Source organism: Enterococcus sp. C50 (assembly GCF_040887505.1).
GTDB lineage: Bacteria > Bacillota > Bacilli > Lactobacillales > Enterococcaceae > Enterococcus_B > Enterococcus_B thailandicus.
Map to the genome: position 1 here is coordinate 220,498 of NZ_JBFOFW010000003.1, position 13,469 is coordinate 233,966.

At 38.4% G+C, this 13,469-nt stretch carries 15 protein-coding genes; 12 read left to right on the forward strand and 3 right to left on the reverse strand.

The genetic code is table 11. From position 1 onward, the window contains the following. The first annotated feature begins 155 nt into the window (after positions 1-155). Positions 156-383 (forward strand): hypothetical protein, encoded by a 228-nt coding sequence (locus AB3I20_RS05835; protein ID WP_067482731.1) that lies wholly within the window; start codon positions 156-158, stop codon positions 381-383. Positions 384-645: 262 nt separating this feature from the next. On the opposite strand, the gene AB3I20_RS05840 is transcribed toward AB3I20_RS05835, so the two are convergent. Next, entirely contained in the window at positions 646-1,494 is an 849-nt protein-coding gene (locus AB3I20_RS05840; protein ID WP_067482730.1) for a MurR/RpiR family transcriptional regulator, read from the reverse strand. Positions 1,495-1,629: 135 nt separating this feature from the next. On the opposite strand from AB3I20_RS05840, the gene gnd reads away from it, so the two are divergent. The 10 genes from gnd (at position 1,630) to AB3I20_RS05890 (ending at position 10,108) form a co-directional block, all read left to right on the forward strand. Then, positions 1,630-2,541 (forward strand): phosphogluconate dehydrogenase (NAD(+)-dependent, decarboxylating), encoded by a 912-nt coding sequence (gnd, locus tag AB3I20_RS05845; protein WP_067482728.1) that lies wholly within the window; start codon positions 1,630-1,632, stop codon positions 2,539-2,541. A gap of 13 nt (positions 2,542-2,554) precedes the next feature. Then, complete coding sequence (locus AB3I20_RS05850) at positions 2,555-3,553, forward strand: D-isomer specific 2-hydroxyacid dehydrogenase family protein (RefSeq protein ID WP_095803810.1); 999 nt, start codon at positions 2,555-2,557, stop codon at positions 3,551-3,553. 80 nt (positions 3,554-3,633) lie between these two features. Beyond that, positions 3,634-4,479 (forward strand): PTS sugar transporter subunit IIC, encoded by an 846-nt coding sequence (locus AB3I20_RS05855; protein WP_067482724.1) that lies wholly within the window; start codon positions 3,634-3,636, stop codon positions 4,477-4,479. A 21-nt stretch (positions 4,480-4,500) separates the two neighbouring features. After that, a complete protein-coding gene (locus AB3I20_RS05860) occupies positions 4,501-5,367 on the forward strand; it encodes a PTS system mannose/fructose/sorbose family transporter subunit IID (protein ID WP_067482722.1) in 867 nt (288 codons plus the stop codon). Between the two features lie 21 nt (positions 5,368-5,388). Next, complete coding sequence (locus AB3I20_RS05865) at positions 5,389-5,895, forward strand: PTS sugar transporter subunit IIB (protein WP_067482720.1); 507 nt, start codon at positions 5,389-5,391, stop codon at positions 5,893-5,895. Between the two features lie 85 nt (positions 5,896-5,980). Beyond that, positions 5,981-6,907 carry a hypothetical protein gene (locus AB3I20_RS05870; RefSeq protein WP_067482718.1) on the forward strand — a complete coding sequence of 309 codons (927 nt, stop codon included), beginning with the start codon at positions 5,981-5,983 and terminating at the stop codon, positions 6,905-6,907. After that, a complete protein-coding gene (locus tag AB3I20_RS05875; protein WP_067482716.1) occupies positions 6,901-7,344 on the forward strand; it encodes a PTS sugar transporter subunit IIA in 444 nt (147 codons plus the stop codon). Before AB3I20_RS05870 ends, AB3I20_RS05875 begins: the two co-directional genes overlap by 7 nt. 17 nt (positions 7,345-7,361) lie before the next feature. Next, positions 7,362-8,426, forward strand: coding sequence for a mannonate dehydratase (uxuA, locus tag AB3I20_RS05880; protein WP_071869167.1), 1,065 nt, complete (start codon positions 7,362-7,364; stop codon positions 8,424-8,426). A 30-nt stretch (positions 8,427-8,456) separates the two neighbouring features. Continuing rightward, positions 8,457-9,116, forward strand: coding sequence for a bifunctional 4-hydroxy-2-oxoglutarate aldolase/2-dehydro-3-deoxy-phosphogluconate aldolase (locus tag AB3I20_RS05885; protein WP_368027081.1), 660 nt, complete (start codon positions 8,457-8,459; stop codon positions 9,114-9,116). A gap of 272 nt (positions 9,117-9,388) precedes the next feature. Continuing rightward, the gene (locus AB3I20_RS05890; protein ID WP_071869165.1) at positions 9,389-10,108 is read left to right on the forward strand and encodes an HAD family phosphatase; all 720 of its coding nucleotides are present in this window, start codon (positions 9,389-9,391) and stop codon (positions 10,106-10,108) included. A 90-nt stretch (positions 10,109-10,198) separates the two neighbouring features. Here the strand turns inward: AB3I20_RS05890 and AB3I20_RS05895 are convergent, their stop codons facing one another. Both AB3I20_RS05895 and AB3I20_RS05900 read right to left on the reverse strand, forming a co-directional pair. After that, complete coding sequence (locus tag AB3I20_RS05895) at positions 10,199-11,713, reverse strand: PTS transporter subunit EIIC (protein ID WP_067482708.1); 1,515 nt, start codon at positions 11,711-11,713, stop codon at positions 10,199-10,201. Between the two features lie 11 nt (positions 11,714-11,724). Next, the gene (locus AB3I20_RS05900) at positions 11,725-12,414 is read right to left on the reverse strand and encodes an N-acetylmannosamine-6-phosphate 2-epimerase (RefSeq protein WP_067482706.1); all 690 of its coding nucleotides are present in this window, start codon (positions 12,412-12,414) and stop codon (positions 11,725-11,727) included. A gap of 159 nt (positions 12,415-12,573) precedes the next feature. Between AB3I20_RS05900 and AB3I20_RS05905 the strand changes: the two genes are divergently transcribed. Next, positions 12,574-13,392 carry a MurR/RpiR family transcriptional regulator gene (locus tag AB3I20_RS05905; protein ID WP_067482704.1) on the forward strand — a complete coding sequence of 273 codons (819 nt, stop codon included), beginning with the start codon at positions 12,574-12,576 and terminating at the stop codon, positions 13,390-13,392. Positions 13,393-13,469 lie beyond the last annotated feature (77 nt).

Below are 13,469 nucleotides of genomic sequence, written 5' to 3' on the forward strand. Positions count from 1 at the left end.
TATTTTTTATAAATGAATCAGTGTGCCCAAAATACATTGTTTTTCTGACACATGGTATAATAAAACTATAGAAGTTTCAACAGGCAGGTTCCAACGCGTAAAGATTTCAAGTTTTCATAAAAAGCAAAATATCGGTGGAAATGGGAGGGATTATGATAGAAGAAACAGTTTTTTTTAATTTAGGAAATGCATTAGCAGCAAAACGTGACCCAAAAGAATTGATTCGTGAAGCACAAATCGTGAAAGACCAACGTCAGCCACTGGGAAAATTGGTCATTGTCGAAGATGAATCAAGTGGAGAACATATATTGTTTGAATTAGCGAGCCAAGAAGAAAAATCGGAACAGACAAAAGAGTTCAAGGTGAAACAAGTGATTGATTAAGTAAAAATAATTCAATAAAGCAGGCTGACTACTGAAGTATGGTATGGGGAAACTTAGTTGCCTGTTTTTTTGTGGGATAGTGCTAGGTAGTTTCTTACCTAGACAAAAATAAGTAGAGAACACAGATGCCTCTGATTTGACACGTGTGTACTGTCTTTCTCCTTTTGATGCCACCAATAAACCATCAATAAACAATTTACTTTCAGAACAAATAAAAAATCCACCAACCATTAGTAATCTGGGCTAATGGTTGGTGGATTTTTTATTGTTTGCTGCGAGCAATTACTCGGCGAACTTTGGAAATTGAATCACGTGCTTTTTCTTGATTATAAAACATTAAAATGACATAAAGCGAGTCCATAATGCTTAGTTGAGAAATTCGCGAAGCTAAAGCTTCAGAACGAAATTCGGTTTCTTCTGCAATGGAAATAAAGACCACGTCACCCAACTTAGCCAAAGGAGAATTTGCCTGACTTGTGACGACGATTGCTTTTGCCCCGGTGGCTTTGACGGTTTCTGCTAAACGAATGGTTTCTTTTGATTTACCTGTATGAGAAATCAAGATTGCACAATCAGTGGGTGTTAAAAGAGAAGCCTCCATCAATTGAATATGGTAATCCGTACTATGAAAAACTGAGATTGGTGAGCGTAAAAATTTGTGATAAGCATCGGTTGCAACGATTTCAGATCCACCTACACCAAAGAAAAAGAGCCGATCAGAAGTGTTGATCAGATCAACCGCTTGCTTTAAATCTTCTTGTCGCAATAACCTTTGTGTATCATTCAAAGTTGTGATGTTGGAGTCAAAAACTTTTTGTGCCATGGTTAATTCCGTATCATTTTGATCAATGTTTTCGTGGATGGCAATCGCAGAAAAATCATTTTCTTGAATGAGCATTGCCATTTTGAAATCTTTGAATCCATTGTAACCAAGTTTTTTCGTAAATTGAAAAAAAGTGGAGTCAGCGATTCCAAGCTCATTCGCTAAATCGCTAATGGAACTGTGGGCTACTTTACTTGAATTTTCTAGAACATAATCTGCAATGGCTTGCTCTTTCGGACTGAAATCATTGTACATGGTTCTTATTTGTAAGCGAATGGATACAGACATATGTGTTCCCCCTTTACTCTCTAAATAAAGGATATAATGTTTCAATAAAAAAATCAAACGAAAAAATTTTTATTTTTTATGTTTACAAAAAAATATTTTTTTGTATAATGAGGATATAGAAATGGAGGCGCTATCATGAAAGTGAGTTTTGTTGGATTAGGTAAGATGGGAATGAACTTAGCAATCAATTTGAAAGAGCGTGGCTATGAAATAAAGGGGACAGATTTAGCTGAAGAGACGTTAAATATTGCAAGTCATGAAGGGATCGAAGCCTTTCAAACAGTCGAAGACTTACTAGCTTCTTATCAAGAAGACAAGCTAGAGCAAAAAATTATTTGGTTGATGTTACCCGCAGGCAGCCCAACTGATCGAGTATTAGAGCAATTATTGCCACTTTTAGCACCGCAGGACATTGTGATTGAAGGTGGAAACTCAAATTATCAAGATTCAGTTCGGCGCGCAGCAATTTTTGAAGAACGTGGCATTTATTATTTTGATTGTGGAACTTCGGGTGGTATTTCAGGTGCGCGTAACAATGCGTGTTTGATGATTGGTGGAAACCAAGAAATCTTTTTATCTATTGAGCAATTATTTAAAGATCTTGCAATTGAAAACGGTTACCTATATGCTGGGCCAGCTGGGAGCGGTCACTTTTTGAAAATGGTTCACAACGGGATTGAATATGGCATGATGCAGGCAATCGGCGAAGGCTTTCAATTAGTGGAACAAAGTGATTATGATTTCGATCTAGCAGATGTAGCTCGTGTTTGGAATCACGGTTCCGTTATTCGAGGGTGGTTAATGGAAATCGCAGAAGAACAATTTCGCCAAAGTCCTGAATTGGCAGATTATCGTGGAATCGTAGCAGCTTCTGGTGAGGCAAAATGGACGGTAGAAACAGCATTAGCAATGAATGTCCCTGTTCCGGTGATTGCGATGAGTTTATTCATGAGAAATCTGTCACAGGAAGAAGACAGTTTTTCTGCAAAAGTTGTTTCTGCTTTGCGAAATGGTTTTGGTGGTCATGAAGTAATCAAAAAAGAGTGAAGGGAGTAAAAAAATGTCTAAGTATCAAATCGCAATTGTGAATTCAAGTAGCTTTGGCAAAATTTTTCCTGAACATTTAAAACGATTAGAAGCGTTAGGAACCGTCAAACACTTTACTGTAGATGGTGAGATACCTGGAAAAGAACTGGCAGAAATGTTGCACGGCTACAATGTGATTATTGCCAGTGTTACCCCGTTTTTTACCAAAGAATTTTTCGAGTATAAAGATGAACTACGTTTGATTTCTCGACACGGCATTGGGTACAACAATATCGACCTCGAAGCAGCAAAAGAAAAAGGAACGATTGTTTCAATCATTCCGGCATTAGTTGAGCGAGATGCCGTAGCCGAAAACAATATCACAAATCTGTTAGCTATTTTAAGATGCACAGTTGAAGCAGATTCTAGTGTGAAAAAGGATCACTGGGAAGATCGTGCACAATTTGTTGGTCGGGCACTCTTCAACAAAACAGTTGGCGTAATCGGGGTTGGAAACACAGGAAGCTGTGTGGTCGAGATTTTACGAAATGGATTTCGTTGCGAAGTTTTGGCATATGATCCTTATAAATCAGAGTTGTATTTACAAAGCTTTGGTGCCAAAAAAGTGGAGCTGGATGAATTACTTGCTTCAGCAGATATTATCTGTTTATGTGCCAATCTTACAGAAGAAAATTATCATATGATTTCAACGGCTGAAATCGAAAAGATGAAAGATCAGGTTTATCTGTCAAATAGTGCTAGGGGTGCTTTGATTGATGAGGAAGCACTGGTTGCAGGGCTAAAATCAGGAAAAATCGCTGGTTTTGCTACAGATGTCTTGGAAGAAGAACCGGGAAGAAAAGATCACCCTTATCTATCATTTGAAAATGTTGTAATGACACCACACACCTCTGCATATACAAGGGAATGCCTAGAAGAGATGGGAAAAAAATGTGTTGAAGATGTCGAGCGAATTGTTGCTGGTCGTTTACCAGAACGAGCGGTTCAAAGTCAGAGCTATTATTTAGTATAAAATTCAGTTGATAAAATCAGTTCGTAGGATAAAGGTCGTTAGGTCAAAACAAAAATGAACGAAAGTTTAGGGGAGGACTTATGGAAAATTTAAGTATCATACAAAGTTTATTGATTGCCTTATGGGTTGCAGCTATCATGTCAAGATGGCTTGGCGGAGGGGCAACGTTAACACTTCGATTCTCGCCATTGATGACAGGGTTAGTTGTCGGAATCATCATGGGAAACGTGGCACAAGCAATGATTATCACCGCTTCATTACAAATGATTTATATGGGTGTCTTTTCACCTGGAGGTTCAATGCCAGCTGAACCATCAATTGCAGCAGCGGTGGCTGTTCCAGTAGCACTTTTAGGAGATCTTTCACCTGAGGCAGCAATTGCAGTAGCTGTTCCAGTAGGATTATTAGGAAGTTATTTATATCAATTGCGCTTCTTTATCAATACATTTTTAGGGAAATATACAGATAAAGCTGTTGAAGACTTGAACGACAAAGCAATCAAACGTTCAATTATCTTATATCCAACCTTGGCTTCATTTCTGTTATTCGTACCGTTAGTATTTATCGCACTTTATTTGGGGGCACCAATTATTGCCGATGTGATTACTGCTTTAGAAGGAACGGTTGTGATTCATATTTTAGAAGTTGTTGGTGGTGGTTTAGCGGCAATTGGGATTGCTACAACAGTTTATGTTATTGGTCGAAAAGATTATATGGTGTTCTTCTTCTTGGCTTATTTCTTAAGTGTTGTCTTCAAATCATTAGAAATCACGATGGTAACTTACGCAATCTTTGGTGTATTGATTGCTTTGATTTTCGTGAAATCACAACAAGGAAAACATGTCCAAGCAGCTGCTGACAATGGTAATGGTACTGCAACGACAACGTTCGATGATGATGACGATGACTATGATGATGGATTCTAAGCAAAGTAAGGAGGAAGAATGATGACAGAAGCAATTGAAAAAACACAAGTAAACAGTCAAGCACCAGAAGAGATTACCAAAAAAGATGTGACGAAAGCCTATTTACGTTGGCATTTCGCTAATGAAATTCCGCACTCATTTGAACGCTATTTGGCACCATCCTTACTTTATGGAATGATGCCGATTTTGAAAAAATTGTATAAAGATGATGATGCTAGAAGAGCTGCTTATAAACGTCAGTTGTTGTTCTTCAATACCCAATTAAGTTGGGGTGGTGGTGTAATCACTGGGTTAATGTCTTCAATGGAACAACAACGTGCAGAAGAAGAATATACTGACAGTGAAGTTTTGATGCAAGATGATTTGATGTACAACACAAAAGCTGGTTTGATGGGGGCTTTAGCAGGAATTGGGGATGCGATTGACTCAGGAACTGTTCAATATATCTTTATTGCAATCGCAGTTCCATGGGCACAACAAGGTAGTGCGTTAGGCGCGTTGTTCCCATTCATCTGTTTTGCCACGTATCAAGCGATTTTAGGGGTGTTCTTTGCAAGACAAGCTTTTGCAATGGGACGAAATGCCACTGGTTTGATGCAAAGCACCGGCATTCAAACAGCAATTGAAACATTATCTGTTTTAGGGCTATTCATGATGGGTGTTTTAGCAGGTAATTATGTCAAAGTAGAGTCAACCTTGAAGTTTGTTATTTCGGGTAAAGATTTCGTCATTCAAGATATTTTGGACCAAATTGTTCCAGGGTTGTTGCCGTTAGCAGTCGTGATGGGTGTTTACTGGTTCTATAACAAAAAGGGACTAAAAGTAACTCAAGCGTTGCTCTGGTTAACATTGATTTTGATTGTCTTAGCAGGTATTGGAATTTTATAAAAATTAAAGGAAGTGTTTTTGATGGGAAAAGTAAACTTAGCACGTGTAGATGAACGTTTAATCCATGGTCAAGTAATGGTGACTTTGTCACAAAAGAGCGGAGTTAATTCCATTTTTGTAGTGGATGATGTTGTCGCAAAAGATAAATTCATGCGTGATCTTTATAAAAACGCGGGAAGTCGTACGGGGCAAAAAACGATTGTCATCACAAGCGATAAAGCAAAATTTTATTGGGATGAATATGAGTTTAAAGAGTATAACTGCATCTTGATTGCCAAAACAGTGAGTGTGATCTATGACTTAGTCAAACATGGTATACCAATGAAAGAATTAAATATTGGCGGGATTGCTCAAAAAGATCCAGAAAAAGATTTATTAGTAACAAAATCAGTTTATTTAAATAAAGAAGATGCGCAAAAATTAAAAGAATTGAACGAAGACTATGGGGTTGAAAATATTTATTTCCAAGCAACGCCATCTGCGCCAAAATCAACTTTAAAAGACATTTTAAGCAAATTTGATTTGTAAAATCACGCATAAGGATAAGCAAATGGAGTCTGGGATTGATTACCAGACTCCCCAAATAAACGAACAAGGATAGGTGGGGAGTACGATGCAAAAAAAGGAACGCTTTCAAGATTGGTTGTTTCGTTACCAATATGTCTATCGCTTACGGCGTACACACAAACAAAAAACAAGATTTATCTCAGCTGTTATTGCAGATATTTTGCCGATGCGAGAAGACGTACAAGTAATTGAATATAACCAACAGAAAAGAACCTCTTCCAGAAATATCTACATTGGCGATGTCGAAAATGCCGAGCGAGTGGTTTGCACGTATTATGACACACCACCTAGACATGTGGGGGCGTACACTTTGTTTCAACGAAAAGAACAAGCGAAGGCTACGACCAAATTTATTTTATTAGGCACAGTCAGCCTGATTTTTATTGGCTTAATGGCGACGATCGTTTACTTAATGAAGCATGCATTGGTTTTTGATGTGACTACTTTTAGTACATGGCTCGTAATAGCTGTCTTTGCTAGTTACTTTTATTTTTTAGGCAAGGTGACTCAAGGATTGTCGAATCGTAAAAATCTTGTTCGGAATACGTCATCGATCTTGACGCTACTAGCAATGATGGAAGAACCCGATGAAAAAACAGCTTATGCACTGCTTGATGAAGGATGCTTTGGTGAGCAAGGAGTTACGGTACTACAAAGTGTAACCAAAAGAAATTGTGAAGTGTACTTGTTGGATAGTGTTGGGGCGAAGGCACCATTGAGAGTACTGGGTACGCCTAAAAAAACAAGTGAAGCTGCTAAAAAAGCAGGCATTGAAGTTGTGTCCGAACAATTGTTAGAAAAACAGCCGATGTATTTGTTTAGTGGTGAAAATCAAGCAGAGACAACTGGCTTTTATCTAAGTCGAGAAGTACTCGATCAAAAAGAACTTAATATGGAAAATATCGTAAAAGTTATGACTTTTTTCAAAAGAAATGAACCAAAACTGTCTGTCGAGGAGGAAGCATCATGTTAGGAATTGTGATTGCAACACATGGTACGTTGAGTGAAGGATTAAAAGATGCTGCAACGGTAATCATTGGGGCAACGAATAATACAGCAACCGTTCGCTTGAACCAAGCGGATGATGTACAACTTTTAGGTGAAAAAATCGGGAAAGCAATCCATGAAGTCAATCAAGAAAATGGTGTCATTGTATTAACAGACTTGGTAAGTGCTAGTCCCTACAATCAGTCAGTATTAGCTGTTAGTCAATTAGAACCAGCACTTCAAGAACAAGTGTATGTTATTGGCGGTGTCAACTTACCAATGTTATTGGAAACGATCAATCATCAATTAATTGAAACGCCTTTAGAACAAGTTGCTCCGGCAATCCTTGCACAGGGAGAAGATAGTTTACAAGCATGGCATACATCAATGACTGAAGAAAATGATGAAGAAGATGACTTTTAAAGGAGGCGTAAGCCAAGATGAAGTGGGGATTTAGATGGTATGGTCAAGGAGACTCGATTCCGCTGGAAAATGTAGGTCAAATTCCGGGCATCAATGGAATTGTAGGGACTTTGTTAGACAAGTTACCTGGTGATATCTGGGAAGTTGACGAAATTCAGGAATTAAAAGATTCTGTTGAAGCTGGAAATCTAGAATTATTAGGAATTGAAAGTGTGGCCATCCATGATGCAATTAAAGCAGGAACAGCCGATAGAGATCATTACATTGATAACTATATCCAGACAATCAAAAATTTGTCGAAGTGTGGCGTGCATTTGATTTGTTATAGCTTTAAGCCAATTTTTGGTTGGGCAAAGACCAATTTGTTTTATGAAAATGAAGATGGCAGCTTTTCGTTAGTCTATGATCAGTCAGTAGTTGACAACATGCAGCCAAGTGAAATGTATACATTGATCCATAGCCAATCAAAAGGATTTCGTTTGCCCGGCTGGGAGAAAGAACGCCTAGATAAATTCAATCGGTTGGTGGAAACTTATGAAGGTGTGACGGAAGAAGTTTTATTTGAAAATCTTTCCTATTTCCTGCAAAAAATTATTCCAGTTTGTGAGGAAATGGATGTGAAAATGGCTATCCATCCGGATGATCCACCATGGGAGATCTTTGGCTTCCCACGCATTACAAAGAATCTGGCAGACTTAAAACGAATTTTATCAATTGTTGATTCTCCTTACAATGGAATTACGTTATGCACAGGTTCCTTGGGAGCAGATCCAGCCAACGATTTGGTTGAAATCATTCATGAAGTTGGAGAACGAATTAACTTTGTCCACTTTAGAAATGTTGGCTTTATGGGTGAAAGAAAGTTCAAGGAAACAGCACATTTATCAACAGAAGGTTCACTTGATATGTATGCGCTGATGCAAGCATTAGTGGACGTTGGTTTTGATGGTGTGATTCGTCCTGACCATGGTCGAACGATTTGGGGAGAAGTGGCGATGCCAGGCTATGGTTTATATGACCGCGCAATGGGGATTACCTATATGCAAGGATTACACGAAGCAATCACAAAAGCCAAAAAATAGATCACGTTTTGTGAGGGAGCGAGCTTGAAAATGCAGACAATTCAAAACGAAGTTTATCAAAAAATCGAAGAAGCAAAGCTATTGCCTCTTTATACTGCAACGGATCTTGACTATCTGGATCGATTGGAAGAAATTCTGTTAGCAAATCAGTTACCGTTAGTTGAAGTCACGTTTCGTAGTGAATTGGCAGAAGCGACCATCAAACAATTAGCAAGATCTGGAAAATTGTTGGTGGGTGCGGGCACTGTGCGAACGTTGGCACAGGCAAAGGCAGCAGTTAAAAATGGCGCAAAATTTATTGTGTCACCAGCTGTGATTCCTGAAGTCATCGAATATAGTTTAGCTCAAGGTATTCCCGTTTTTCCTGGAACGGCAACATCCAGTGAAATTCAGCAAGCGGTGGATTATGGTATTCATATGGTTAAATTTTTCCCAGCAGATATCTATGGCGGGCTAAAGGCAATCAAGGCCTTGAGTGGACCATTTTATGACGTGAAATTTTTGCCAACGGGTGGCATTGATGAAACCAATGTTCTCGACTATTTGAACCATTCTCAAGTAGTAGCAGTTGGTGGGTCATTTATTCTTTCAGAAGCAAGTTTGAAGCAAGATGACGGAGTAACTGCCAGTCAGCACTTGAACGAATTAATAGAAACAATCAAAGAACAATCTTTCACGGCAAGCAGATAAAGTTGTGAATGTATCAAACGGGTAAAAAAGAGGGTGGGACAAAACGAACAGGCGTTTTGCCCGCCCTTTTGACGGAAATGACTACTAGTTAGGCGAGAAAAAGCAAAGAAAAAGCAAAGAAAAAACAACGTTCTGAAATGAGCAAATAATTGTAGAAAAAGCTGTGAATCCTCTGATTTTTCTTTTCGTTAGAGGGTTCCTTAATCGCTTACTGCTGTCTTTTCTTTCCCTTTTGAGGTAGAATGAACCAACTCAAGTTATTGGAGGCTATTATGAATAAAATCGAATTATTTATTTTTGATATGGATGGACTAATGTTTGATACAGGTCGTCTTAGTTATCGAGGCTATTTCAATTCTGCAGAAAAACATGATTATGAATTGAATCATAATGTTTATTATTATTTAACAGGAAAAACGGATCCAGATATTCGTTTAGGGATGAAAGAACTCTATGGCGAGGAGGTACCTTATAATGAATGGCGTGACTCAATGAACGTGTTCAAAAATGAACTATTGGCGAAAGAAAAAACAGTTCATAAAAAATATGGTTTGGTTCCATTATTAGATTTCGCCAAAGAACAAGGGGTTAAAATCGCTGTTGCCTCGTCTTCAAACCGAGAAAAAGTCTTAACTTATTTAGAGATGGAAGGACTTACTGACTATTTTGATGTACTATTGGCGGGGGATGAAGTCGAAGCTGGGAAACCAAATCCAGAGATTTTCTTAAAAGCCAGTCAAAAAGCTGGTGTTGATCCAGCACATGCGCTTGTTTTTGAAGATTCAAGAGTTGGGATCGAAGCAGCGCGTCGTGCAGGAATTCTTTCTGTTCTAGTTGAAGATGATATCACGGATCTACCAGTTAGAAAAGGGCGCTATCCACTGAAAAAAGATCTTTCACGTTTACGAGAACGTCCAGCACCCGCAGATTTTCAGTTTCATGATTTGTTGCAAGCTAGAAATTTTTTGGCGAAAAAAGAGTTGTTTTTATAAGTATTTAGTAAATGAAAGAATGAAAAAGCTCAGTTGTCTAGTGTGGGACAACTGAGCTTCTTTTTTATGCAATCAATAAGTAGCAAACTGCTAACTATCTTTATTTAAAATTTGGTTGATTTCCTGACTCAAAAGATCTGCCTTACCACCAAAAACGGCTTGGATGCCACCTTTAACTTCAAAAACAGCTGTAGCGCCTAATTCTTGGATAGCTTGTTTATTGACCAGTTGTCCGTCGGTGACAGAAACACGCAGACGAGTAGCACAAGCTTCGACTGATTCAATATTTTCTTGGCTTCCGAGTGCAGTAATGATGGTTAGTGACTCGTCATGTAAAGTAGTTGGTTTCTTTTTGTTTTCCTTTTCAAATTCGTTCGGAGTTTCATCTGTAGCTAACTCCATACCTGGAATCGCCACTTTGAATTTTTTGATACAAAATGAAAAGACAACATAATAGATAACTGCCCAAGCAAGACCAAAAGGTAGTAATTTCAACCAATTTGTTTTGTCGTTTCCTTGTAAAACACCAAATAATAAGAAGTCAATGAGGCCTCCAGAAAATGAATTACCAATTCGAATGTTTAAAATATCAGCGAAATAAAAAGAGAGCCCATCTAAAAATGCGTGAATGACATATAGCCATGGAGCTACAAATAAAAACATATATTCAATAGGTTCAGTAATCCCAGTTAAAAAAGAGGTCAACGCACCACTAAAATACAAACCACCATTCTTCTTACGGTTTTGTTTGGGAATCGCGCGATACATTGCATAACATGCAGCAGGTAAACCGAACATCATCGTAGCAAATCTTCCTGCGAAGAAACGGGTTCCGTAAGTGAATAGACCTGTGTGGCTAGAATCGGCTAACTGAGCAAAGAAAATATTTTGTGCACCTGAAATCGTTGAACCAGCAACTGTTTCTGTTCCGCCCAACGAAGTATACCAGAACAGTGGATAAATCGTGTGGTGCAAACCAACTGCACCAGTCAGACGAAGTAAAAAGCCATATAAAAATGTACCCAAACTACCCATTTGTGCAATTTGCTCTCCAGCAATGACTAAGCCGTTTTGAATTGGCGGCCAGATCAAATAAAAAAATGAACCGATAAGAATTGCAGCTAAACTAGAAACGATGGGAATAAAACGAGAGCCACCAAAAAAACCAAGAAACTGTGGTAATTCGATTTTTCGATAACGATTATGCAAAAAGGCGACCGTGCCACCAATGGCAATTGAACCAACAACTCCAGTATCCAAAGAGGCACCCTCTGGAGAAAAAAGTTCCAGAAAGCCACTAATTGTTGCTGTATACACGAGATAGGCAACACCGCCAGCTAATCCAGCAGTTCCTTTATCGCCATTTGCCAAGCCAACTGCGATACCAATCGCAAAAATCAACGCTAGATTTGCAAAAACAGCATTACCAGCAACACTCATAATACTCAAAATCGTGTGTAGCCATGGTTGTGCTAAAAGTGGGTAGGCATTTATGGCGCTTTCATTTGTTAGCGCGCCACCCAGTCCAAGAAGAAGACCAGCGACAGGTAAGATAGCAATCGGGAGCATGAAAGCACGACCAAGCTGTGAAAATTTTTTGAACATAGTGATTCCTCCTAGTTTAATCCATCAACAAAACGCTGTGCAATTTCTTGCGGTCGCGTAATTGCACCACCAACAACAAGTCCAGCAACACCTAAGTCTTTGATTTTTTTTGCTTGTTCAGGTGTGTGGATCTTTCCTTCTGCGATAACACATAGATTTGCATCAACCAATTGTTTGATAAGCTCAATATCTGGCTCGTTTTGGTGTTTACTGTCTGCTGTGTAGCCACTCAATGTTGTCCCAATAAAGTCAACTCCTGCCTTAGCAGCATTGACACCTTCTGCAAATGTGGCGATGTCCGCCATCAATAGTTGATTGGGATACTTATCTTTAATTTGAACAATAAAGTCATTGATTTTTAAGCCATCGTGACGTTTTCGTAAAGTACAATCAAGAGCAATAACTTCCACACCGGTTGCAACAAGCTCGTCAACTTCGCGCATGGTTGCAGTAATAAAAGGTTCTTCAGGTAAATAATCACGTTTGATGATACCAATCATCGGCAAGTCAACTTGTTCTTTGATTTCCAAAATATCACGAACAGAATTTGCACGAATACCAACAGCTCCTGCTTTTTGAGCAGCCAAAGCAAATAAAGGCATTATTCCGCCAGTTTCGCTGTAAAATACTTCGCCAGGTAAAGCCTGACAAGAAACAATCAACCCGCCAGAAATGGCATCTAAAAATGTTTGTTTTTTCATTCTCCTCAATTCTCCGTTTTTTGTTTTATTTTTGGATAATAACTCCGAACATAGTGTAGCATCCGCTTACAATCATGTAAAGCCTTAATTGGAGAATTTTGGAGAATTTTTTTGTTTTGGAGTATAATGAAGCGAATACGTTGTAGTGAAGGAGAAGTCATGAAGTATACCTATTTGATTCGCGAGCACTATCCATTTTTAACAAAATCTGAAAAAAAAGTAGCTGACTATATTTTGGATTCTGGGAAATCAGTTATTTATAATACAATGAGTGACATCAAGGCAAAAACAAAAGTTGGCGATGCAACAATTATTCGTTTTTGTCAAAAATTAGGTTTTTCTGGTTTTTCTGATTTGAAAATCGAAATTGCGAAAGAAGACTTTAGCCAGAAACAAGAGCTACCGAAAGAAGCAAAATATTTTACTGAAATCGCAGTTGGAGTAAAAGAGGCATTGAATGCAACAGAATCATTACTTAACGAGGAAACATTAGCCGATGCGCTTCAACTGATTAGCCAGTCAAACAACATTTATATATTTGGAGTGGGATCAAGTGGAACGACTAGTTTAGATTTAGCTACTATGTTTCTAAGAGTTGGTGTAAAGGCGCATGCAGTAGTAGATCCGCATATTCAAGCACAGGTTGCTTCACTATTGGATGAAGGAGACACAGTAATTGTTTTTTCACTGTCAGGGAAAACAAAAGATACGTATGATTCAATGAAAATTGCGAAAAAAAATGGTGCCAAAATTTTGGCAATTACGAATTATCTTCAATCGCCAATTGGACGAACCGCCGATTTTGTTTTACAAACAGCAATTGAAGAGTTTCTGAACGGGGCGTCTTTAGCTGGAAAAATCTCTCAGCTTTATCTTTGCGATATTCTGGTTCAAGGTTATGAACGAAAAAATAACGTTGATTCGATTGAGTTAAGGGAAAAGGTACTGCGGGCAATTATCGATAAGAGTATCGATTAAACGCTTAAATAGACATAACGTATGTATAGGAAAAAAGCATCAAGAAAACGCAAGAAGAGGACGAGTCTTAGGCTCGT

Coding starts and splice junctions, on each gene's coding strand:
- AB3I20_RS05840 (WP_067482730.1), bottom strand. CDS start 1,494: ATGTCTGTATCCATTCGCTTACAAATAAGAACCATGTACAATGATTTC.
- AB3I20_RS05875 (WP_067482716.1), top strand. CDS start 6,901: ATGTTAGGAATTGTGATTGCAACACATGGTACGTTGAGTGAAGGATTA.
- AB3I20_RS05890 (WP_071869165.1), top strand. CDS start 9,389: ATGAATAAAATCGAATTATTTATTTTTGATATGGATGGACTAATGTTT.
- AB3I20_RS05870 (WP_067482718.1), top strand. CDS start 5,981: ATGCAAAAAAAGGAACGCTTTCAAGATTGGTTGTTTCGTTACCAATAT.
- uxuA (WP_071869167.1), top strand. CDS start 7,362: ATGAAGTGGGGATTTAGATGGTATGGTCAAGGAGACTCGATTCCGCTG.
- AB3I20_RS05895 (WP_067482708.1), bottom strand. CDS start 11,713: ATGTTCAAAAAATTTTCACAGCTTGGTCGTGCTTTCATGCTCCCGATT.
- gnd (WP_067482728.1), top strand. CDS start 1,630: ATGAAAGTGAGTTTTGTTGGATTAGGTAAGATGGGAATGAACTTAGCA.
- AB3I20_RS05900 (WP_067482706.1), bottom strand. CDS start 12,414: ATGAAAAAACAAACATTTTTAGATGCCATTTCTGGCGGGTTGATTGTT.
- AB3I20_RS05865 (WP_067482720.1), top strand. CDS start 5,389: ATGGGAAAAGTAAACTTAGCACGTGTAGATGAACGTTTAATCCATGGT.
- AB3I20_RS05855 (WP_067482724.1), top strand. CDS start 3,634: ATGGAAAATTTAAGTATCATACAAAGTTTATTGATTGCCTTATGGGTT.
- AB3I20_RS05860 (WP_067482722.1), top strand. CDS start 4,501: ATGACAGAAGCAATTGAAAAAACACAAGTAAACAGTCAAGCACCAGAA.
- AB3I20_RS05905 (WP_067482704.1), top strand. CDS start 12,574: ATGAAGTATACCTATTTGATTCGCGAGCACTATCCATTTTTAACAAAA.
- AB3I20_RS05850 (WP_095803810.1), top strand. CDS start 2,555: ATGTCTAAGTATCAAATCGCAATTGTGAATTCAAGTAGCTTTGGCAAA.
- AB3I20_RS05885 (WP_368027081.1), top strand. CDS start 8,457: ATGCAGACAATTCAAAACGAAGTTTATCAAAAAATCGAAGAAGCAAAG.